At 60.7% G+C, this 21,251-nt stretch carries 17 protein-coding genes; 9 read left to right on the top strand and 8 right to left on the bottom strand.

Annotated features, from left to right (window positions below):
• Positions 1-43: 43 nt before the first annotated feature.
• Positions 44-439: a thioredoxin family protein gene (locus tag ACSQ83_RS20115; protein WP_436229357.1), complete on the bottom strand. Its 396-nt coding sequence runs from the start codon at positions 437-439 to the stop codon at positions 44-46.
• Positions 440-465: 26 nt separating this feature from the next.
• Positions 466-1,047, bottom strand: coding sequence for a nucleotide exchange factor GrpE (grpE, locus tag ACSQ83_RS20120; RefSeq protein ID WP_436229358.1), 582 nt, complete (start codon positions 1,045-1,047; stop codon positions 466-468).
• Between the two features lie 454 nt (positions 1,048-1,501).
• Between grpE and ACSQ83_RS20125 the strand changes: the two genes are divergently transcribed.
• Positions 1,502-1,663, top strand: a complete 162-nt coding sequence (locus ACSQ83_RS20125; protein ID WP_166681130.1) for a hypothetical protein — start codon at positions 1,502-1,504, stop codon at positions 1,661-1,663.
• Here the strand turns inward: ACSQ83_RS20125 and ACSQ83_RS20130 are convergent.
• The 3 genes from ACSQ83_RS20130 to hrcA all read right to left on the bottom strand — a co-directional run bounded on the left by ACSQ83_RS20130 (position 1,635) and on the right by hrcA (position 4,328).
• Positions 1,635-2,042, bottom strand: coding sequence for an RNA-binding S4 domain-containing protein (locus ACSQ83_RS20130; protein WP_414950026.1), 408 nt, complete (start codon positions 2,040-2,042; stop codon positions 1,635-1,637). The two genes, ACSQ83_RS20125 and ACSQ83_RS20130, sit on opposite strands and share 29 nt — an antisense overlap.
• Before the next feature lie 9 nt (positions 2,043-2,051).
• The gene (gene hemH / locus ACSQ83_RS20135; RefSeq protein WP_436229359.1) at positions 2,052-3,119 is read right to left on the bottom strand and encodes a ferrochelatase; all 1,068 of its coding nucleotides are present in this window, start codon (positions 3,117-3,119) and stop codon (positions 2,052-2,054) included.
• A gap of 189 nt (positions 3,120-3,308) precedes the next feature.
• Positions 3,309-4,328, bottom strand: coding sequence for a heat-inducible transcriptional repressor HrcA (gene hrcA, locus ACSQ83_RS20140; RefSeq protein WP_299713102.1), 1,020 nt, complete (start codon positions 4,326-4,328; stop codon positions 3,309-3,311).
• Between the two features lie 217 nt (positions 4,329-4,545).
• Between hrcA and ACSQ83_RS20145 the strand changes: the two genes are divergently transcribed.
• The 4 genes from ACSQ83_RS20145 (at position 4,546) to ACSQ83_RS20160 (ending at position 7,973) form a co-directional block, all read left to right on the top strand.
• Positions 4,546-5,448, top strand: coding sequence for an NAD kinase (locus tag ACSQ83_RS20145; RefSeq protein WP_414950023.1), 903 nt, complete (start codon positions 4,546-4,548; stop codon positions 5,446-5,448).
• Between the two features lie 7 nt (positions 5,449-5,455).
• On the top strand, positions 5,456-7,111 hold the full coding sequence (gene recN, locus ACSQ83_RS20150) for a DNA repair protein RecN (RefSeq protein WP_436229360.1): 1,656 nt from the start codon (positions 5,456-5,458) through the stop codon (positions 7,109-7,111).
• 197 nt (positions 7,112-7,308) lie between these two features.
• Entirely contained in the window at positions 7,309-7,566 is a 258-nt protein-coding gene (locus ACSQ83_RS20155) for a type II toxin-antitoxin system Phd/YefM family antitoxin (protein ID WP_436229361.1), read from the top strand.
• Complete coding sequence (locus ACSQ83_RS20160) at positions 7,563-7,973, top strand: type II toxin-antitoxin system VapC family toxin (RefSeq protein WP_436229362.1); 411 nt, start codon at positions 7,563-7,565, stop codon at positions 7,971-7,973. Before ACSQ83_RS20155 ends, ACSQ83_RS20160 begins: the two co-directional genes overlap by 4 nt.
• 66 nt (positions 7,974-8,039) lie before the next feature.
• Here the strand turns inward: ACSQ83_RS20160 and glnE are convergent, their stop codons facing one another.
• Positions 8,040-10,838: a bifunctional [glutamate--ammonia ligase]-adenylyl-L-tyrosine phosphorylase/[glutamate--ammonia-ligase] adenylyltransferase gene (gene glnE, locus ACSQ83_RS20165; RefSeq protein WP_436229363.1), complete on the bottom strand. Its 2,799-nt coding sequence runs from the start codon at positions 10,836-10,838 to the stop codon at positions 8,040-8,042.
• 206 nt (positions 10,839-11,044) lie between these two features.
• Here glnE and ACSQ83_RS20170 point away from each other — a divergent pair, with 206 nt between their 5' ends.
• From ACSQ83_RS20170 to aroG, 4 genes are all read left to right on the top strand, one after another.
• Positions 11,045-15,250 (top strand): YhdP family phospholipid transporter, encoded by a 4,206-nt coding sequence (locus ACSQ83_RS20170; protein ID WP_436229364.1) that lies wholly within the window; start codon positions 11,045-11,047, stop codon positions 15,248-15,250.
• 97 nt (positions 15,251-15,347) lie between these two features.
• The gene (locus tag ACSQ83_RS20175) at positions 15,348-16,181 is read left to right on the top strand and encodes a carbon-nitrogen hydrolase family protein (RefSeq protein WP_436229365.1); all 834 of its coding nucleotides are present in this window, start codon (positions 15,348-15,350) and stop codon (positions 16,179-16,181) included.
• Positions 16,182-16,282: 101 nt separating this feature from the next.
• Entirely contained in the window at positions 16,283-17,749 is a 1,467-nt protein-coding gene (gene tldD / locus ACSQ83_RS20180) for a metalloprotease TldD (RefSeq protein ID WP_414950013.1), read from the top strand.
• Between the two features lie 446 nt (positions 17,750-18,195).
• Complete coding sequence (gene aroG / locus ACSQ83_RS20185; RefSeq protein WP_414950011.1) at positions 18,196-19,269, top strand: 3-deoxy-7-phosphoheptulonate synthase AroG; 1,074 nt, start codon at positions 18,196-18,198, stop codon at positions 19,267-19,269.
• A 65-nt stretch (positions 19,270-19,334) separates the two neighbouring features.
• Here the strand turns inward: aroG and hmpA are convergent, their stop codons facing one another.
• Together hmpA and ACSQ83_RS20195 are read right to left on the bottom strand one after the other, a co-directional pair.
• Entirely contained in the window at positions 19,335-20,537 is a 1,203-nt protein-coding gene (gene hmpA / locus ACSQ83_RS20190) for an NO-inducible flavohemoprotein (protein ID WP_436229366.1), read from the bottom strand.
• Positions 20,538-20,674: 137 nt separating this feature from the next.
• A complete protein-coding gene (locus ACSQ83_RS20195; RefSeq protein ID WP_436229382.1) occupies positions 20,675-21,226 on the bottom strand; it encodes a cob(I)yrinic acid a,c-diamide adenosyltransferase in 552 nt (183 codons plus the stop codon).
• Positions 21,227-21,251: the final 25 nt, after the last annotated feature.

Below are 21,251 nucleotides of genomic sequence, written 5' to 3' on the forward strand. Positions count from 1 at the left end.
GCTTTTTTTCAGGCGATCTGAAACTTTCCCTGGAGAACCTGGCTCAAGCCTTCGCTTCGAGCGCCCGGATTTTCTCGCGAGCGGCGGCGACAGCGGCTTCGAACTGGCCAAGCCCATGCCATCCGGTGGCTCTTCCCAGGCGCTTGCCCCGGAAGAAGAAGAACCACGTTGGCACGCCATGCAACATGAAACGGCGACCGAGATCGCGATGCTCGTAGACGTTGCTGTGAAACCACTTCAACCCGAGCGCCAGGATCTCGTCCGGTTTTGCGAGCATCGCCTTTTTCGCGATTTCGCAGTTGAAGCACTCGAAACCCCAGAAAAACACGACGGCCAATTCGTCCGCCGCCGACTCAAGGCCGGCATTGAACGTCTCGGCACTCAGTTCCTGCATGTCGAAAACGGCAAACGCGGTGGCGTCGACAGGGATATTGGCCATGACTGTGACGTCTTTTGCCGAAACGCTTATTTCGGTGCGGCGACGGTGACCAGTGCCGGACGCAGAACGCGGTCAGCAATCACATAGCCCTTTTGCAGCACCGACACCACCGTGTTCGCATCTTGGTCGGCCGGCACCATGGAAATAGCCTGATGGCGATGCGGATCGAACTTCTCGCCAACCGGATTCACCTCGACGACACGGCCCTTTTCAAGCGCGGCAGTCAGTTGGCGCAGCGTCAGTTCAACACCTTCGCGGACTTTCGCCAGGTCGGTGGATGAATGCGTCAGCGCGGCTTCCAGGCTGTCGAGCACCGGCAGCAGATTCTCCGCGAAGTTTTCGATCGCGAATTTATGCGCCTTCTGCACATCTTCTTGTGCACGGCGCCGGACATTCTCGGTCTCGGCCTTCGCGCGCAAGAACTCTTCTTGCAACGACGCGGCACGCGCTTGCGCTTCAGCGAGCAATGCCACGGTTTCGTTTGCGTCGACGTTATCCGGGGAGGACGTCCCGTCCGGCGCGCCGGCTTGATGGATAGTTTGAGCCGCCGCGGTATCGTCGGCGGGCGTGGGGTTTTGGCTCGCGGTATTGTCTTGCGTGTTTTCCATGTCGCTAGAGATTTTGCAATGGGTGAAAACGGATGAAATCGGACCCGACGTTGCGGTTTCGATTCATCAAAAGGCTGCCGATGATAACCGCCAACTCAACGTTGCAAAAACACAACGGGGTCAATCGATAGTCAGTGCGCTTGAAGCGGGGACATCCTGCGCTCGTCCCAAGACCTTCATCTGAGGCTCAATCAAGCGTTTTCAAGGGGTTGCACGTGCTTTCCGGGGCTATTTCTAGTCTGCAGAAATGACCGGTTACAACCATTTTGAGCGCGTCATCAGATTCAGATTGAGCCGGTTGATTTGCTCGCCTACACTTCGAACATGCCTTCGGGAGCCCTAGTTAACCCTAACCTTACGAACGCCCGAATCCAAGTTTTTTTATCGCTAAAGCTCGTATCAAGCCCGCTCTAGCGCCCGTTTTTCAGAGCTGTTGCGTTACAGGGGGGGCCCAATGAAACTGACCTTTGCTATTGCGATCGTCGCGTTGGTACTCGTTGGTGGCACCACGACCATTTGTATGTCCGGTGCGGTCAACGACCACACTACGGAGTACGGCGGCGTCTCGGCCACCATGGAACACTTTTTCAGTCCGAACCTGAAAGTTTGTCGATAATGCGGCGGTCGCGCTTCGTTGGGCGACCCTGCAATGCCGCTGCCGGCTCACGATACGTCTTCCTCCGCTCGCTTTCCGCCACACGTTTTTCACGTCCAGGGTCCGTTTCCGCGTAAAGCGTCTGCGCAATGGGCGCCGGACCGCGCACTTCACAAATTCCCAGCACGTTCACTTGCCAAAGCACGTGTTCAATCTCGATCTCTACAAGATCGCCAACTCGCACGTCCTTCGACGGCTTCACGTTCGCGCCGCCAATGCGCACTCGGCCCTTCTCGACGGCGTCGCTGGCAAGGGAGCGCGTTTTGAAAAAGCGCGCTGCCCACAGCCATTTGTCGATACGAAGGCGCGCGCCCGGGTCGGTGGAGATCTGGTAGTTCACTAGCTCGTTCTATGCGGCTGCGCTAAGCGTTTGCGGCGCCTGCACCGGCCATCCCTGCAAGTGCTGCGCGACAATTTCGCCCAGCGCCTTGATCCACGCCGGCGATGCATTCAGACACGGAATCCGGTGAAATTCCATGCCGCCAGCGTGCAGGAATTCGTCGCGCACTTCAATGCCAATTTCCTCGATGGTTTCCAGACAATCCGACGTAAAACCTGGACAGAACACGTCCACTCGCTTCACGCCCGCCGCACCGAGTTCGGCGAGCGACGGCGCGGTATAAGGCTGCAGCCATTCCGCGCGGCCAAAACGCGACTGGAATGTCACCCGGCATTCGACCGGCGACAACCCGAGCGCCGCCATCAGCAACGAACCGGTCTGTTGACACTGATCGTGATATGGGTCGCCGAGATCCATGGTGCGTTTGGGAACGCCGTGGAAACTGAGCACCAGCCGGTCGCCGGCCGCAAAGTCCGGCTGGCCGTGCTGCCGCCAATAATCCCTAACTTGCTCGGCCAGCGCGCCAATGTAGGCCGGATGGTCGGCGTATTGGCGAATGGTGCGAATTTCCGGCTGATTGCGCACGCGCCGTAGGGCGTTGAATGCGTCATCGAACGCGGTGGCCGTGGTCGACGACGAATATTGCGGATACATGGGAACAAGCAGCACGCGCTCGGCGCCTTCCAGCTTGAGTTGATTCATCATGGCCGGAATGCCGGGCGTCCCGTAGCGCATGGCGTAGTCAACTATCACGTGATAGTCGTTCACCATGAACAACCGCCGCAATCCCTCCACCTGCTTTTCTGTGTTGACCCTCAGCGGCGAGCCTTCGGGCAGCCAGACCTGGGCATATTTTCTCGCTGACGCCCGGCTGCGAAACGGCAGAATGGCCAGCCGCAGGATCACTTGCCAGGCGAGCGCCGGAATCTCCACCACGCGCGGGTCCGACAAGAACTGCGCGAGGTACTTGCGCACGGCCTTGGCCGTGGGCGCGTCCGGCGTGCCGAGGTTGATCAGCAGCACCGCAACGCGATGCGAAGCGGAAGGCTGCGAAGGCAACTCGAGGTCGTAGCGCATAACGGAAAGAGGCCGTGAAGCCCGTGTAAGTAAGTGAAACCCATTATAGCGGCGGGTTTCGGAACGCAACATCGGCCGATCGGCCGAGTGGTGCACGGGGCTGTGGCAAGGCAAGATGGGTTGTCTGCCAGAGGGATCCACAGCATTTTGCGGGCCGCATCGGCAGACAACTTGTTGGCGCTTATTGCACTACTGCTGGCTACTGAGCGAGAGGGACAACAGGCGCGCGGTGATATCAACAATGGGAATGACGCGGTTGTACGCCATCCGCGTGGGTCCGATCACGCCCAGCGTGCCCACGATTTTCCCGTTCACTTCATAGGGCGCGGTCACCACGCTCATTTCCTCGATGGGCACGAGATTCGACTCGCCGCCTATAAATATCTGCACGCCTTGCGCGTGGCTCGAGACATCGAGTAATTGAAGGAGACTCGTCTTTTGGTCGAACACGTCAAAAAGCTTGCGCAGCCGCGCCATGTCGGAGGAAAGATCCGCGACTTCCAGCAGGTTGCGTTCGCCGGAAATCAGCAAGGTGTCGCCCTGATCCGTTTCGTCGACGCTCGCGGCCACCGCTGCCTGCATCAGCGAGGTCATGTCGCCGCGCAACGCGTCGATTTCCTCGCGCAGTCGGCGGCGTACTTCGTCGAAGGACAAGCCGGCGAAATTCGCGTTGATATAGTTCGACGCCTCGGTGAGCTGCGACGGCGAGTAGTCACGCTGGGTCGCCATGATGCGGTTCTGCACGTCACCTTCCGGCGTCACGATGATCAGCAGGATGCGCTTGTCGGACAGCCGCATGAACTCGATCTGCTTGAACATGTGACTGCGGCGCGGCGTGAGAATGACGCCGGCGAAGGTGGACAGGTTCGACAGCACGCTCGCGGCGGCGGCCACGATCTTCGCCGGTTCGCCGCCCTGCAGCTTGATCTTGACAGCGGAGGTCATGGCTTCGTCGTCGGTCGTTTCGACGGTGAGCATGGTGTCCACGAAGAGCCGGTAGCCGCGCGGCGTGGGAATCCGCCCCGCCGACGTATGCGGACTCACTACCAGCCCAAGGTCTTCCAGGTCCGACATGACGTTGCGGATGGTGGCCGGGCTGAGCTCGAGTCCGGAATAACGCGACAGCGTGCGGGAACCGACCGGCTGACCTTCGGCGATATAGCGCTCGATCAGCGTCTTGAGGAGGGTCTGGGCACGTGGGTCTAGCATGGGAAATTTTAGCTCAACGTGTAAGGAAGCAGCGAGCACACCAAATAGGCGATGCCGGTGGACGTCATTTTGTCATTCACCCGTCATCAATTCATGATCCACACCATTCTAGCGACAATTGCCCGTCACGCCCGGCGCTTAGCGTATACACAACCCGTAGCCGCGTCGGACGTGGCGCGCGGTTCTTTTCGACACTTACCTATGGTGTAATGCCGGCATGGAAATAGGTACCCAATTCAAGACTGTCGCGCTCGTGGGGCGCAACAATACGCCCGGCATCAGGGAGCCGCTGACGGCGCTCGCCGCGTGTATTGTGAAACGCGGCTTTGACGTCGTGTTCGAAGCAGAGACGGCGCATGACGTTGGCGTGACCGACTACCCCGCGTTGACCGCGCAGGAAATTGGCGCGCGTGCAGACGTGGCGGTCGTGCTCGGCGGCGACGGCACCATGCTCGGCATTGGGCGGCAGCTCGCGCCGTATCGCACGCCGTTGATCGGCGTCAATCACGGGCGGCTTGGGTTCATTACAGACATCTCGCTGGCCGAAATGCACGAGCTCGTGCCGCAGATGCTTGCCGGCAGTTTCGAGCGTGAAGAGCGGACCTTGCTCGAAGCGCGCATTGTCCGCGACGGCCGGCCGATCTATCACGCTCTGGCGTTCAATGACGTCGTGGTGAATCGAAGCGGCTTCTCGGGCATGGCGGAACTGCGCGTGTCGGTGGATGGGCGCTTCATGTACAACCAGCGCTCAGACGGACTTATTGTTGCCACGCCGACGGGTTCGACTGCCTACGCGCTCTCCTCTTCCGGACCAATCCTGCATCCGCAATTGCAGGGTTTCGTACTCGTCCCCATTGCGCCGCATTCGCTGTCGAATCGTCCCATTGTTTTGCCCGATGACTCGCAGGTCGATATCCAGATTATTGGCGGACGCGACGTGAACGTGAATTTCGACATGCAGTCATTTACCGCTGTCGAATTGAACGACACCATTGAAGTGCGGCGTTCGCGCCATACCGTGCCGGTGTTACATCCGGTCGGTTATAGCCATTACGCCACGCTGCGCAAGAAGCTGCACTGGAACGAATATCCTTCGCACGACGACGCCACGAAACTTTAAGACGCCCATGCTCCGTCATCTCTCGATTCGCGACTTCGTCATTGTCGCCGCGCTCGACCTCGAGTTCGAGCGCGGCTTCACCGTATTTTCGGGCGAAACCGGCGCCGGCAAGTCGATTCTTATCGACGCGCTCGCGCTCACGCTCGGCGCGCGCGCCGACGCCAGCATTGTGCGGGCCGGAGAAGCGCGCGCGGACATTACCGCTGAGTTTTCCATTCACGCGCAAGTCTCGCGCTGGCTGGACGAGCACGCGCTGGCTATTGGCGACGCCGATACGGTCATGCTTCGCCGTGTCGTCGATTCGACCGGACGTTCGCGGGCGTTCATCAACGGTACGCCGGCCACGCTCGTGCAATTGCGTGAACTGAGCGAAATGCTTGTCGACATCCACGGCCAGCACGCTCACCAATTGCTGATGCGCCCGGACGCCCAGCGTGAACTCTTCGATACCCACGCGGGTCTTCTCGACTCTGCACAGAAAGTAGCTCGTGCGCACAGGGTCTGGCGCGACGCGACGCATGCGGTGGAACTCGCGCAGAACCGCGATCGCGAGTTGCAACTGGAACGCGAGCGTCTTGCATGGCAGTTGAGCGAACTCGACAAGCTTGCGCCGCAACCGGGTGAGTGGGAAGACGTGAGTGCCGAGCATCATCGGCTGTCGCATTCGGCTAGTCTGATCGACGGTGTGCAGGGCGCGCTGAACGCGTTGTCCGAGTCAGATGAAGCCATGATCACGCAGCTCTCGGCGATCGTGTCGAAGTTGCGCGGTCTCGTCGATATCGACCCAGCGCTTGCCGACGTGCTGGCTTCGCTCGAACCCGCCGAAATTCAATTGCAGGAAGCCTCGTATTCGCTCTCGCACTACGCGCAGCGGCTCGAACTCGATCCAAACCGCCTGGCGCAAGTCGAGCATCGGATGGAGCAACTGCATTCAGCCGCGCGCAAGTTCCGCATGCAACCCGAGGCGTTGCCCGAGGAGCATGCTGAGCGCCGCCGGCAACTGGCAGCGCTCGATGCCGCCGCTGATCTCGATGCGCTACGTGCGGCAGTAGCCAAGGCGAAAGAGGTTTATCTGGCGGAAGCCGCAGTATTGTCGAAGGCGCGCGCGAAGGCTGCGAAGTCGCTTGGCAAGGCGGTCACCAAAGGTATGCAGGAGTTGTCGATGGTCGGCGGCAGCTTTGAAGTCGCGCTCGTGCCGCTTGCAGAGGGTAGTGCAAACGGGCTTGAGCAGATCGAGTTCCGCGTGGCCGGCCATGCCGGGGTCACATTGCGTCCGCTGGCGAAGGTCGCGTCGGGAGGCGAACTCGCGCGGATCAGTTTGGCGCTCGCGGTGATTGCGAGCACGGCAAGCCCGACCCCCACATTGATTTTCGATGAGGTGGATACGGGGATTGGCGGCGGCGTCGCGGAAGTCGTAGGACGTTTGCTGCATCAACTCGGCCGCGACCGGCAAGTCATGTGCGTCACGCATTTGCCGCAAGTGGCCGCTCGTGGCGATCACCACTTCCAGGTGGCGAAAGCCGGAGATTCGGCGGGCGGAACGGTCAGTACGGTGACGCCGCTGGATAAATCGAAGCGTGTCGAGGAAGTCGCGCGCATGCTGGGCGGCCTTGAGATTACGGCCACCACGCGCAAACATGCGAAGGAAATGCTGGCGGCTTGAGCGGGGGACCAGCGGGGAGCACGGCTGTTTGCGGCCGTCGTCCGTTGACATGCACGCGCCCCGAGGCCGAGCACACGCCGGAATGCGACTCATGCTTCGTCTCACGGGTCTCACCCCCTAAATAATCAACGCGGCCACACGCCTTTTTTCGGCCCCATGGTAGACTAAGCTAGCTTAGCTAAGCTAAAGAGAGTGCTATGCCTACGATCACTGTCAACATGCATGAGGCCAAAACCAACCTGTCACGGCTGGTCGAGAGAGCGGTCCAGGGTGAATCGGTTGTAATCGCCAAAGCGGGCAAGCCAATGGTGCGGATCATCGCTATAGACGCTGAGGTACCGAAAAAGAAAAAGCGCATCGGTTTCCTCGCCGGCCAGGTCACCGTGCCCGATGCGCAGACGTTCAACGATCTGGGCCGTGACGAAATCGCTGCGATGTTTGGCGGTGACGAATGAAGCAGCTGCTCGATACGCATTTGCTGTTGTGGACGGCAGTTGCAAGCGCGGATGTTCGTTCGAATAGCTCGCTTTCCAACGAAGCACGGGCGCTGATCGAAGATGAGGAAAACGACCTGCTGTTCAGCGCGGCCAGCGTATGGGAAGTGGCAATCAAGAATGGGCTCGGCAGACCGGACTTCAAAGTCGATGCGCACTTGTTCCGCCGGTCGTTGCTGGACAACGGCTATATCGAACTGGCCATCAGCAGCGCGCACACCGCGGCCGTCGGCAACTTGCCCGATCATCACAAAGACCCGTTCGACTGGCTGTTGATCGCGCAAGCGACATTCGAGGGCATCACCTTGCTGACCAATGACGAAACCGTCGCTGAGTACAAAGCGAGTCCGATCCGCCTGGTGAAGTAACAAGCGCGCCCGACGCCGAGGCCACATTCCAGTCATCAGCGCCGCGGCGGGGATCAAACATAGCGGCTACTTCCCAAACACCCGATTCCAAAGCCCCGTCACCGCTTCCCTCTCCGCCACCACAACGTCCGGCTCAACCCGCGCCTTCTCCATCCCGTCGAGTCTCAGCGTGTGCTGCAATTTCCGGTACCGCCGATACGCAGCCGCCACCGTTTCCGCCTCCTCGGCGCTCATCAGTCCGAACCCGGCAGCCTGTCGCAGCAGCGAAATATTCCCAATATTGCGCACGAATTCAGCGTCTTCGCGCGCGTGCAGCAGCACCCAGTACTGCACGATAAACTCGATATCCACCATCCCGCCGCGATCGTGCTTCAGGTCAAACAACTTGCTCCGGTTCGGATGTCCGGCGTCCACCCGCTCGCGCATTACGACAATCTCCTGCGCCAACGCTGCGGCATCACGTGGCATAGTGAGAACCTGGGCGCGAATCTCCTCGAAGCGCTCGCCAATCTCCGCGTCACCGGCGCAATAACGCGCCCGCGATAACGCCTGATGTTCCCAGACCCAAGCCGTATTCGCGGCATCCCCTTCACGAATCTGATAACGCCGGAACGACTCCAGGCTCGTCACCAGCAAGCCCGACTCGCCATTCGGACGCAGCCGCAAGTCAACATCGAATAATGTGCCCGCGCCCGTTGCTGTAGTGAGCCACGTGATCAGCCGGCGCGCGAAGGTGGCGTAGATATCGGCGGCAGATTCGTCGGGGTCATCGTGGAGGAAGATCAGATCCAGGTCGGACGCATAGCCCAACTCCTTCCCGCCCAGCTTTCCGTAAGCGATCACAGAAAAGCGCGGCACCTCGCGGTGACGCTTCGGGAACTGCGACCACACCGTTTCGATAGTGACATCGAGCACCGCATCGGCCAGCGCCGACAACAAATCACTCACGTGTTCAACGGTGAGTTTGCCGCTTAAATCGATCAGCAGAATGCGGAACACTTCAGCCTGGTGCGCGTGCCGCAGCAAGTTCATCTGCTGCTCGGCGCCATCGGCAGCGGCAATCTGCGCGCGCAAAGATTCTCGAAATTCCGCCCAGTCAAAGGGGCTCGCGATCACTTCATCGTCGAGCAATTCATCAAGAAGCTGCGGATGGCGAATCAAATATCCCGCCGCCCAACGTGACGCGCCAAGCACCGACAACACCCGTTCGAGCGCCGCCGGATATTCGGTGAGCAACGCAAGATAGGCGCCGCGGCGGCTGACCGCTTCGAGCAGGTCGAACAGCCGGGCGATGGTGTCGCCGCGCCGCTCGGGCGGCTGAATCGCCTGCGCGGCTTCGAGCGCACGTTGCGCGACGATGTCGAATCGTTCCCGGCTGCGCTCGGGCAAACCTTCGTATCGCGTCGATTTCCACACGCTGCGCAGACGAGTGAGCACGGCGGCGGCATCGGTGAAACCCAGTTCGGTCATGCGCTCGACCAACTGTTCCTCGGCGCTGTCGTCGGCGAGCGCGCTGCTCCAGACCCACGACGCCGCCGAATCTTCCGCCACCGCACAGCCGCCGTCGCCCTTCACTTTATCGGCGAAGATCTGGTCGAACTGATGCTCAACGCGCGCCCGATGCGCTTCCAGCTCGTCGGTCAGCGCCGGGTAATCGGCAAAACCCATTGCGTCTGCAAGCACCGCGCGGTCGTCGGGCGCGACCGGCATGGCGTGCGTCTGCGCATCGTTTCTATATTGCAGCCGGTGTTCAAGCTTGCGCAGGAACAAGTACGCTTCGGTCAATTCACTACATACATTCGCCGATATCAACCCATGCGCCGCCGCGCGTTCCAGCACGAACAAGGTCGGACGAATCCGAAGATCGGCAATCTGGCCACCACGGATCAACTGAAACACCTGCGCGCTGAACTCGATCTCCCGGATGCCGCCACGGCCGAGCTTGATGTCGTCGGCTTTGTCCGGGCGCATTGAGGCGCGCCGCTGCGCTTCCTGCCGGATCTGCACATGCAGCGCACGAATCGCGCTGATCACGCCGTAGTCGAGATACCGCCGATAAATAAACGGCTTGGCGAGCGCGTCGAGCAGCTTGGCCAACCGTTGCGCCGGTTCACTCTTGTTCTCGGAGACGAGCCGCCCCTTGATCCACGCGTACCGCTCCCACTCGCGGCCCTGCACGTAGAAATACTCTTCGAGCATGCCGAGTCCGCACGCGATGGGACCGGCATCGCCGTTCGGCCGCAACCGCATATCGACTCTAAAGACATAACCGTCTTCCGTCACCTCGGCCAATGCGCCTATGAGCTTGCGGCCGAGCCGCGTGAAATATTCCTGCGTCGATAACGCCGCGCGTTCGCCGCCTGTCGTCTCACCGTCTTCTTCATAGACGAAGATCAGGTCGATATCCGACGACACGTTCAACTCACGTCCACCGAGCTTTCCCATTCCCACCACACCCAGCGTCAAACGCTGTCCGTCAGGCCCGCGTGGCTCGCCGAACGTGACTTCCAGATCCGCCGATAACACCGCGAGCGCGCGCTGGATTGTCAGCTCGGCCAGATCGGTCATCGCGCCCGTGACTTCGGCAACGGGCGCGAGGCCGGCAAGATCGCGTTCCATCACCGTGCAGAAGACCTCGATGCGCAAGCGCCTCAATGCAGTCTTGAGCCCGGCTTCATCGAGCCGCCCATGCGTCGATCCCGCCGAACAGACCGCGCACAAGGCGTCCAGCCGCGCTTCTATCCACGCGCGGCGGATCGGCGCTTGCGACCATTCGGCCACCTGCGCCGGCAATTCGGGACGCGCGGCATACACGCGCGCGGCATAGTTGGAAGCGCTGGCACTCAGCAAAACGGCGTCGGTCATGAAAGGTCGGGCTCGGTCATTGCTCTGAATCAAGTCCAGCAGTGTGCCGGGGCTTTTGCGACAAGCGTGCCATAAAGGCGTAAACGCCATCCGGCGCGGCTTAGCGGCCGCATCGTAGCGTGTTCCCGCAGTTTTTTGCACCGCGCGCTGTGTTACATTTCAACGTCAAATCTCGAAAACCTACCATATCGCCGACCCGCCGCAGCATGTCCGACCGAAAGGAACTAGCCGACCCACCCGTAGCTGTACCCGTGAAGCTAGGTGGTCGCGCCGAGCTCGCATTGTCGCGGGCGCTCAAAGTCCTTCTGGTGCTCGTCGCCGTGATCTATTTCGCGGTCGCCGGGATCTATCTCGCACTGCGTTACGCGGTGCTTCCCCAGATGGATGTATTCAGGCCGCGCATCGAACAAATGGTGTCGGCGAAGATCCACGCGCAGTTGCACATCGGGCGAATCACGGCGAGGTGGTACGGCCTTCAGCCCTCGTTCGATATCGACAACCTGAGGATTGACGCCGCCGACGGCACGCCGGGTCTCGCCGTGCCGCATGCCAGTGCGACCGTCGCGTGGCGCTCGCTGCTGGGTCCCATTCCGGTGCTCTCGAATCTCACCGTCGACGGCCCCGACGTAGTCATCTCGCGCGCCGCCGACGGCACCTTCAGCGTGGCCGGCGTGCCGATCCAGGCGAAACATACGGGCAACGACGCGTTCATGACCTGGCTGCTGCGCCAGCAAGCTATCGTGCTGCGCAACGGCACGCTGCGCTGGCACGACGGCGAGCGTGAGGCGCCGCAACTCGCGCTCAAGCGCATCAAGCTCGCCATTCTTAACGACGGCACAAGTCATCGGCTGGCGCTGCAGGCGCCGCCCGACGGCGACCTGTTGCACGGGCCGCTCGATTTTCGCGCGGACTTCACCACGCCGCACTTCAGCGTGCCCGGCCGGCCGGCGAACTGGACGGGGCAGGCGTATCTGTCGACTGGTCCTGTCGATCTGCCCATGCTCGCCAAGTACGTGACGATGCCGTTCGCGACCTACAGCGGCCGTTTCGATAACCGCATCTGGCTTGACTTCGCGAGCGGCAAACTGCAAACCGCGGGCGGCGACCTGACCGGCTCCGACATCGCGTTGCGCGTGCGTCCAACGCAGCCGCGTCTCGACGTGCCCATCGCGAGCTTCCGCTGGGACCTCGCGCAAAAGGACGACGAATACACGCTGCATCTTGGCAACCTGCACGCGGAACTTGGCCAGCGCCCGCTCGCCGACGGCACGCCGGTGTCTCGCCTCCTCGCGTTGCATACGCTGACCGGCAATTACCGCGCGGCTTCGTTGCAGCGCGGGCAGTTGTTCGGCGTGACGGGCGATGTCGTCGATCTCGGCATTCTTGGTGAATTTGCGCGCGCGTTGCCGTTGCCATCGAAGGCGCAAAACGATCTGATCCGCTTCAACCCGCGTGGCCAGATTACCAACTACACGCTGCAAACCGAGCGGCCCAGACCGGCGACTCACGCTCAAATGCTGGCGCAGCGGCAGACGGGCGCCGAGCCGCCAATACGCTACACGGTCAAGGGCGACTTGCACGGCGTCAGCGTGCAGGCGCAGGAACCGCCGCCGGGATTGACGATCAACAACCATCCGCGAGCCGGGATTCCGGGCGTGGAGAACCTGTGGGGCAGCATTGACGCCAACCAGGATCGCGGCAGCGCGGTCATCGATACGAAAAATACCGCGATCACCCTGCCCGGCGTCTTCGATAACCCGCGTCTCGTGCTCGATCAGATCAACGGCCGCGTGACGTGGACCCTCGCTGACGCGCCCGGTAAAGCGCACAAGGCAATCACCGCGCACGTCGAGACGCTGCACGTCAAGAACGCGGACGCCGAAGCCAGTGCAACAGCGGATTACCACAACGAAGGCGAAGGCCGCGGCTCCCTCGATCTCAAGGCAAAAGCAGCGCACCTGAACGTGACGAGCCTCGTCAACTATCTGCCGACGAGCATCAGCGAAAAATTGCGGCTGTATCTGGGCCACGCGTTGCAGGCCGGTGTTTCGCGCAATGCCACCATCGAGATTCATGGCGACCTGACGAAATTCCCCTATTCGCGTTTCCCCGATGCCGGCCAGTTCCGCATTGTCGCGCCGTTCTCCGGCGGCAAGTTCGAGCCAACGCCCTATCCGCTCAGGACCATGGCAAACGGCACGCCGAACGTGTGGCCGGCGTTTGATGGTATCGACGGGACGTTTCATCTCGCCGAAAACAAGCTGGGCTTCGATATTTCGCGCGGCCACTACCTCGGCGTGAGCGTGGTCAAGACGACGGGGCGGATCGAAGACCTGGGAAATCGTGAATCGAAACTGCTGATCGACGCCGACGCGCACGGCCCGATCACCGACATGCTTCACTACGTGGAAGACAGTTCGCTTGGCGCGCTTTCACATCATGTGTCGACGAAAATCCGTGCAACCGGCAACGCCGCGCTCGCGCTGCAACTGGAAATTCCGCGGGTCGCGCCGCCGCCGGGCGTACGGCCGCACGTGGGTTATAAAGGCGCGCTCACGTTCAACGGCAATGAGCTTGCGTACGGTGCGTTGCCCCCGCTGTCGAATCTCAAGGGGCGGACGCGGTTCGGCGAGAAAACCGCATCGCTCGATGGCCTCACGGCGAAGTTCCTTGGCGGCGATGTGCGCGGCTCTGGCGGCGTGAAACCCGACGGAAGTTACGCCTTCAATGTAGATGGCCGCATTGGCGGTGACGCTGCCAAGAGCCTGAACGCCCGCGAACAGGAGCAGGCCGCGCAGATTCTCAAGCACATCAGCGGCACCGCACCCTACGCCGTGCGTGTGCGTGGCGTGAAAAACGCGTTGCCGCAAGTCGAGCTGAACTCCGATTTGACCGGCCTCGGCCTGGACTTCCCGGCTCCGTTCAACAAGAGCGAAGGCATGCCGATGCCCGTCTCGTTCACCTTCACGCCCATCGCCGGATCGCCTCAGGAGCACGACGCGAAGCTGACGTTCGGGCCGGTGAACGCGCATTACCTGCTTAAGCAAACCGGTAAGGAAATGCCGATTGTGGAACGAGGGGCTATCGGCGTGAACAAACCGGCCGATCTGCCGGCGCAGGGCGTGACGGCGACGGTGGATATCGACGAACTCGACGCCGATGCGTGGCGCAAGCTGATCGCCGATTTGGGCCCAATGCCGCAACCGGATCCGAAGGCGCAAACAACGGCGCAAACGCAGGTGGTGAAGCAGTTCATCCCCAAGCAGTTCGCGCTGCATTTCGCCACGATCAAGCTGCTCAACCGGCGCTGGGAAGATGTCGCGATAGGCGCAAATCTCGGCGATGACCGCAAGTGGCAGGCGAACATTGCGTCGGATCAGGTCACGGGCAACGCTGAATGGACGCCGGGTGCGACGAAAAGCAGCCCGGGTGCGTTGCAGGCGCGGTTCACGAAGGTCGTGATTCCGGGGAAACAGGAAACCGACCTGGTCGGACAGATGATCCGCAAGCCGCCGGCCAACATGCCGTCCATCGATTTGATCGTGAACGAACTCGTGGTGCGCGGGCGCACGCTCGGGCGCCTGGAAGTCGATGCGCACAACAACATGAAAGACAAGGTGCCCGTCTGGTACCTGGACAAGCTGGATCTCAGCAACCCGGACGCGACGTTATCTGCCACGGCCAACTGGCGCACGATCAGCGGTCCCGTTGGTTTTCCGGTCAATGCCGACGACAACGCCCCTCGTCACACCGCGCTCGATTTCAAGCTGGACATCACCGACGCCGGCGCGCTGGTCGAACGGATGGGCTTGCCTCGCACGGTGAAGAACGGCAAAGGCACGGTAACGGGCCGGCTTGGCTGGGACGGCAGCCCGGCCGCGGTCGATCTGTCCACGCTCAATGGCAATCTAAATGTCGACTTGCAGCACGGCCAGATTCTCAAGGTCAATCCGGGCGCGGCCAAGCTGCTCGGCGTGCTCAGCCTGCAGAGCCTCGCGCGTTTTCTCACGCTGAATTTCCAGGACGTTGTCGGCAAGGGCCTGCCATTCGAAAAGATCACCGGTTCGGGCACGGTTCAGAATGGCATTGGCCGCACCAATGATTTCACGATGATCACGGCGCCGGCGCGCGTCGAACTGAAGGGGTTGGTCAATTTGCCAAAGGAAACCCAGGACCTGCACGCCAAGATCATCCCCACCATCAGCGCGGGCGCCGTGGCGCTGGGCGCCGCCGTGATCAATCCTTTGCTCGGGCTCGGCACGCTGGTGGCCGATCTGGTGCTGTCGAAGTCGATTGGAAAAGCGTTCACGATTGACTATTCCATTACCGGTTCGTGGTCGAAACCCGTCATTCAGCGGGTGAAAGGCGATCAGGGTAAGATCGAAATTCCCGCTGAAGCCGCGCCCAATTGAGGGCTTGATCGTGTTTCAGCGCAGGTCCCATTGGCTGGCGGCAGGCGATACTGATCACGAATTCTGATTATCATCGCGCCCTTTTTAGCAGGCTGACATGAGCGACAAATCAAGCGAAGGCACCTCCGGGACGTTCCGCGTAGCCGCGCTGCAAATGGTGAGCGCGCCGGATCGTGAACGTAATATCGCGGAGGCTGGGCGGCTGATTGCCGAAGCCGCGCGCGGCGGCGCGCAACTCGTGCTGCTGCCGGAATATTTCTGCTACATGGGTTTCAAGGACACGGACAAGCTCGCGATCCGCGAGACGCCCGGCCACGGTCCGATCCAGCAATTCCTGTCGGACGCGGCGCGCGAACATCGCGTCTGGGTGATCGGCGGGACCTTGCCGCTGGAGTCGCCTGAACCGGATCGCGTGCTCAACACCACCCTCGTCTTCGATCCCACCGGCAAGCAGGTTGCCCGCTACGACAAGATTCATTTATTCAACTTCGAGAAAGGCACGGAATCCTTCGATGAAGCCCGCACGATCCGTCCGGGAACCGATGTGCGTACGTTTAATGCGCCATTCGGACGCGTGGGATTGTCGGTGTGTTACGACCTGCGTTTTCCCGAGCTTTACAGAAAGATGGGCGATTGCGCGTTGATGGTCGTGCCGTCGGCGTTCACCTACACGACCGGCGAGGCACATTGGGAAACGCTGTTGAAAGCGCGTGCAGTCGAAAACCAATGTTACGTGCTGGCCGCCGCGCAAGGCGGCAAACACGAAAACGGCCGCCGCACCTGGGGCCACAGCATGCTGATCGACCCGTGGGGCGAGATCGTGGCCGTGGTGGAAGAAGGGGCGGGCGTGGCAGCCGGAGCGATTGATGCTGCGCGCATTGCATCCGTCCGCCAAAGCCTTCCGGCGCTGCGGCATCGCGTTTTGGGCTAGCTTGTTTTTTCGGCGCCCCCCCTCCATCTGGTCAGGGTGTGGCATAAACACTCCAACGTTAGAATGCGTTTAATCCCCACAGACTTCGCCACAGGCAACGAATGAACATCATCGAACCCGGCATCCGAAATCTCGCCACTGCGAAAGAGATCCTGTTGACGCCCTACGGCCTCGACGAATCCACAATTACGCGCACGCTGGCCGAGATCTTCACGCACCGCGTGGACTACGCGGATCTCTATTTCCAGTCCACGCGCAGCGAAGCGTGGAGCCTGGAAGAAGGCATCGTCAAATCGGGAAGCTTCAGCATCGATCAAGGTGTGGGCGTGCGCGCCGTGTCGGGTGACCGGACGGCGTTCGCGTATTCGGACGACTTGTCGGCGGAATCCATCCGTCAGGCGGCGGTCGCCACGCGCGCGATTGCAAAAGCCGGCGGCGGCAAGCACAAGATCAAGTCGGCCAGTTCGCTGACCGGCGTGTTCGGCCGCGATCTTTACCTGCCGTCTGATCCGCTCACGTCGCTCGAGGCCACCGCTAAGGTGAAGCTGCTCGAACGCGTCGAGAAAATGGCGCGTGGGCGCGATCCGCGCATCGTCCAGGTCATGGCAGGCTTGGCGGGTGAATACGACGTTGTACTGGTCGCACGAAGCGACGGCGCACTGGCCGCGGACATCCGGCCGCTGGTTCGCGTGTCGGTAACGGTGATCGCCGAAAAGGACGGACGTCGTGAAATGGGCAGCGGCGGTGGCGGCGGTCGTTATGACTACGGCTATTTCACCGACGAAATCCTGTCCCATTACGTCGATCAGGCCGTGCACGCAGCGCTTGTTAATCTCGATGCGCGTCCGGCGCCCGCCGGTGCAATGACCGTCGTGCTCGGACCGGGCTGGCCCGGCGTGTTGCTGCACGAAGCGATTGGGCACGGGCTGGAAGGTGACTTCAACCGCAAGGGCTCATCGGCGTTTGCGGGCCGGATCGGTGAACGGGTCGCGGCGAAGGGTGTGACCGTTGTCGACGACGGCACGCTGCCGAACCGGCGTGGTTCGCTGAACATCGACGACGAAGGCAATCCTACGCAATGCACGACCTTGATCGAGGACGGCATTCTGAAGGGCTACATTCAGGATTCGCTGAATGCGCGTTTGATGAAGATGCCGGTAACCGGCAACGCGCGGCGCGAATCGTACGCCGCCCTGCCCATGCCGCGCATGACCAACACCTACATGCTTAACGGCGATAAAGATCCGGGCGAGATCCTGGCATCGGTGAAAAACGGCTTGTATGCGGTGAATTTCGGCGGCGGCCAAGTCGACATCACCAACGGCAAGTTCGTGTTTTCCGCGTCCGAGGCGTACATGATCGAGAACGGCAAGATCACGTATCCGGTGAAGGGTGCAACGCTGATCGGCAGCGGCCCGGAATCGCTTAAGTACGTAACCATGATCGGCAACGACATGGCGCTCGACGGCGGTGTAGGCGTGTGTGGCAAGGAAGGCCAGAGCGTGCCGGTAGGCGTGGGGCAGCCGACCTTGCGGATCGAAAAGATGACGGTGGGCGGGACGGTTTGAATGTGTACTCCGCCGTTTGACCGATGATTTTCCCGCGCCGCGCTTGATGCACCTTTCAAGCGCGTCACGCGGGAAATCCGCATGAAATGCTCACGTTTGCTACGGGATTCGGTGTTACGGTGCGGAATGTCCGCATTTTAGCGGCTGACAACTTGCCAACCGCGCGTGTTTAAGGTTATAAAGCCAGACGTTCAATATTTATCGAAGCGACCGAAACCATCATGTCCGCCAAGTTTTATTTTTACTTTTTTTGGCATCTCAAGCCGCTGGCGGATCGAGAGGGGTGAGTCGTTTGTGTAGAACCCAAGTTTCCCGAAAAACCGCCAGCGCAGTCTGGCGGTTTTTTTATGCCCACTTTTTTTGATGACTTTTTGCCCTGTCCCTGATCTGTCGGATGTAACGACCGAACGAATACAGCACGAAAAACGAGTTCCTGGAGAACCAGCATGCCCCCGCACAACACCGACGATGTCCGTATTCGCGAATTGAAAGAACTCACGCCGCCCGCTCACCTGATCCGCGAGTTCGCCTGCGCCGAGCCAGTGTCGAACCTGATCTACAACTCGCGCCAGTCGATGCATCGAATCCTGCACGGCATGGAAGACCGTTTGATCGTGATCGTCGGACCGTGCTCGATTCACGACACTAAAGCGGCTTTGGAATACGCAGGTCGCCTCGTCGAGCAGCGCAAGCGCTTTGCCGGGGAACTGGAAATCGTGATGCGGGTGTATTTCGAAAAACCGCGTACGACAGTCGGCTGGAAGGGGCTGATCAACGACCCGTACATGGACAACAGCTTCAAGATCAACGACGGACTGCGGACCGCGCGCGAATTGCTGCTGCGAATCAACGAACTGGGTCTGCCGGCCGGCACCGAATACCTCGACATGATCAGCCCGCAGTACATAGCCGACCTGATTTCCTGGGGCGCGATTGGTGCGCGGACGACGGAATCGCAAGTGCATCGGGAGTTGGCGTCGGGGTTGTCGTGTCCGGTCGGCTTCAAGAACGGTACGGACGGCAACGTGAAGATTGCGGTGGACGCCATCAAGGCAGCGTCGCAGCCGCACCATTTCCTGTCGGTGACAAAGGGCGGCCATTCGGCCATCGTATCGACAGCCGGCAACGAGGATTGCCACATCATCCTGCGCGGCGGCAAAGCGCCGAATTACGACGCAGAAAGCGTGAACGCCGCGTGCAACGACATCAGCAAGGCCGGACTGGCCGCGCGTCTGATGATCGATGCAAGCCATGCGAATAGTTCGAAGAAACATGAGAACCAGATCCCGGTTTGCGCCGATATCGGCCGGCAGATTGCGGGCGGTGACGAGCGGATTATCGGCGTGATGGTGGAGTCGAATCTGGTCGCCGGACGGCAGGATCTGAAGGAAGGTTGCGAGTTGACGTACGGGCAGAGCGTCACCGATGCATGCATCGGTTGGGAAGAAAGCCTGGGCGTGCTTGAAGGGTTGGCGGATGCCGTGAAGCAGCGGCGCGTGGCGCGTGGGAATGGGAACTGATTGGTCTGAAGCGCGGTTTGAAAAAAGCCGCCATCCGGCGGCCTTCTCTTCAAAACTCAAACGCCCTACGCCATCTCGCCCGACCCGTAAATCTCGGTACGCACCCGCGCCTTCGATACCCCCGCCGCCATCAACGCGTCTTGCTGCGCGCGCATGAAGGGCACGGGGCCGCATAGATAATAGTCAGCGTCGGGCAGCACGGTTTTATCGGCGATGCGGGCGAAATCCATCCGCCCGCTGAAATCGAAATCCGTTCCTGGGCGATCATCGGCGTGAGTCTGTTCGTAGAACACCGTGCGCGACACGTTCGGATGTTTTGCAACAATCGTATCCAGCCAGCGGCCAAACGCATGCGTGCGGCCATTCCGGCAAGCGTGGACAAACGATATCTGCCGCGCGCTGTTCTGTGCGGTCAGCGACGCGAGCATCGATACCATCGGCGTAATGCCAACGCCGCCGCTGATCAGAACAACAGGCGTCGTCTTGTTTCGGTCCAGGGTGAACTCGCCCATCGGCGCGCTGACTTCAACAATCCCGCCGACTTCCATGACGTCGTGCATGAGATTGGACACAAACCCGGCCGGGCTATCCTGCGGCTTCTCACGCTTCACCGAAATGCGTAACCACTCGCCATTCGGGGCATCGGAGAGCGTGTATTGACGCGGCTGGACCACGCCAATCTCCTTCACAAACCGCTTCACACTGATGTACTGACCCGGTTCGAAATGACAGACCGGACCACCATCGGAAGGCTTCAGATAAAACGATGTGATCTCGTCACTTTCCTGTTCTCGCCGAAACACCACGAATGGCCGGAAACCGCTCCACGCCGCTTGGGCATAAAGCTGCTTTTCCGCCCCGATAAAAATCTCCGCGAGTTGTGCGTAAGCGGCGCGCCAGGCTTCGAGCGTGGGTTCATCGATAGCATCGCCCAGAACGTCCACGACAGCCGCCAGCAGATTTTCACCGACGATAGGATATTGCTCCGGCCGGATATTCAGGCTCGCGTGCTTGTGCGCGATGTGCGTGACAGCCGAACCCAGCGCACCGAGGTTATCGATATTCGCGGCATACGCGTACACGGCTCGCGCCAACGCCTGCGGCTGACTGGCGCTTTGTTGATGCGCCTGGTTAAACACGTTTTTCAGCTCGGGATGGTTGATAAACAACCGCTTGTAGAAATGCGTGGTGATGGTCGCGCCATGTTCGGCGAGCACGGGGGCAGTGGCTTTTACTCGGGCAATCTGGTCGGCGGTCAAGGCTGTCATTCGTCGGGCTCCTTTAAAGATGCATTTATAATACATCTTTAAAGGAGCTGCACATTTGGGCGTTTTGTCGCAGGAAAATAAGACGATGCTGAAAGTGGTGTCCGGCAGCGCAATCGTGCCGAACACGCCCTACTTTGTTAGACCTTCCGCTCGTGATTCCACAACACGTCGGTTCCGCCATCGGCACGATTCAACACCCGCGCCAACACGAACAGCAAATCGGATAACCGATTCACATACTGCCGCGGCGCCGCGTTGATCTTGTCCACACGGCCGAGCGCAACAATCGACCGCTCCGCGCGCCGGCAGACCGTCCGCCCGACATGTGCCAGCGAGGCCGCGCGCGATCCACCCGGCAAGATGAACTCCTTGAGCGGCGGCAAAGTTGCGTTGTACTCCGCAATCCATTCATCGATACGAGCAAGATGCGACTTCTCGATCATCGAATGGCCGGGAATGCACAGCTCGCCGCCAAGATCGAAGAGATCGTGCTGGATCGCGGACAACGCAGCGCGCACGTCGTCCGGAAGCGCCTCGCACAGCAGCACGCCAAGCTGCGAATTCAGTTCATCGACATCGCCAATTGCCGCAATCCGCGCGTCGTCCTTCTGTACGCGGCTGCCATCGCCGAGGCCCGTCGTGCCGTCGTCGCCGGTGCGCGTCGATATCTTGCTCAGGCGATTGCCCATGATGTTCTCCAGGTAGCGCAGGACG

Origin of the sequence: Caballeronia sp. LjRoot29 (assembly GCF_964252755.1) — a bacterium.
Taxonomy (GTDB): domain Bacteria; phylum Pseudomonadota; class Gammaproteobacteria; order Burkholderiales; family Burkholderiaceae; genus Caballeronia.

Bases quoted from the DNA above. Each gene is read 5' to 3' on its own strand.
- hemH (WP_436229359.1), bottom strand. From the start codon at position 3,119: ATGCGCTACGACCTCGAGTTGCCTTCGCAGCCTTCCGCTTCGCATCGC.
- aroG (WP_414950011.1), top strand. From the start codon at position 18,196: ATGCCCCCGCACAACACCGACGATGTCCGTATTCGCGAATTGAAAGAA.
- glnE (WP_436229363.1), bottom strand. From the start codon at position 10,838: ATGACCGACGCCGTTTTGCTGAGTGCCAGCGCTTCCAACTATGCCGCG.
- recN (WP_436229360.1), top strand. From the start codon at position 5,456: ATGCTCCGTCATCTCTCGATTCGCGACTTCGTCATTGTCGCCGCGCTC.
- ACSQ83_RS20160 (WP_436229362.1), top strand. From the start codon at position 7,563: ATGAAGCAGCTGCTCGATACGCATTTGCTGTTGTGGACGGCAGTTGCA.
- ACSQ83_RS20155 (WP_436229361.1), top strand. From the start codon at position 7,309: ATGCCTACGATCACTGTCAACATGCATGAGGCCAAAACCAACCTGTCA.
- hrcA (WP_299713102.1), bottom strand. From the start codon at position 4,328: ATGCTAGACCCACGTGCCCAGACCCTCCTCAAGACGCTGATCGAGCGC.
- ACSQ83_RS20125 (WP_166681130.1), top strand. From the start codon at position 1,502: ATGAAACTGACCTTTGCTATTGCGATCGTCGCGTTGGTACTCGTTGGT.
- ACSQ83_RS20145 (WP_414950023.1), top strand. From the start codon at position 4,546: ATGGAAATAGGTACCCAATTCAAGACTGTCGCGCTCGTGGGGCGCAAC.
- grpE (WP_436229358.1), bottom strand. From the start codon at position 1,047: ATGGAAAACACGCAAGACAATACCGCGAGCCAAAACCCCACGCCCGCC.
- tldD (WP_414950013.1), top strand. From the start codon at position 16,283: ATGAACATCATCGAACCCGGCATCCGAAATCTCGCCACTGCGAAAGAG.
- ACSQ83_RS20175 (WP_436229365.1), top strand. From the start codon at position 15,348: ATGAGCGACAAATCAAGCGAAGGCACCTCCGGGACGTTCCGCGTAGCC.
- hmpA (WP_436229366.1), bottom strand. From the start codon at position 20,537: ATGACAGCCTTGACCGCCGACCAGATTGCCCGAGTAAAAGCCACTGCC.
- ACSQ83_RS20115 (WP_436229357.1), bottom strand. From the start codon at position 439: ATGGCCAATATCCCTGTCGACGCCACCGCGTTTGCCGTTTTCGACATG.
- ACSQ83_RS20195 (WP_436229382.1), bottom strand. From the start codon at position 21,226: ATGGGCAATCGCCTGAGCAAGATATCGACGCGCACCGGCGACGACGGC.
- ACSQ83_RS20170 (WP_436229364.1), top strand. From the start codon at position 11,045: ATGTCCGACCGAAAGGAACTAGCCGACCCACCCGTAGCTGTACCCGTG.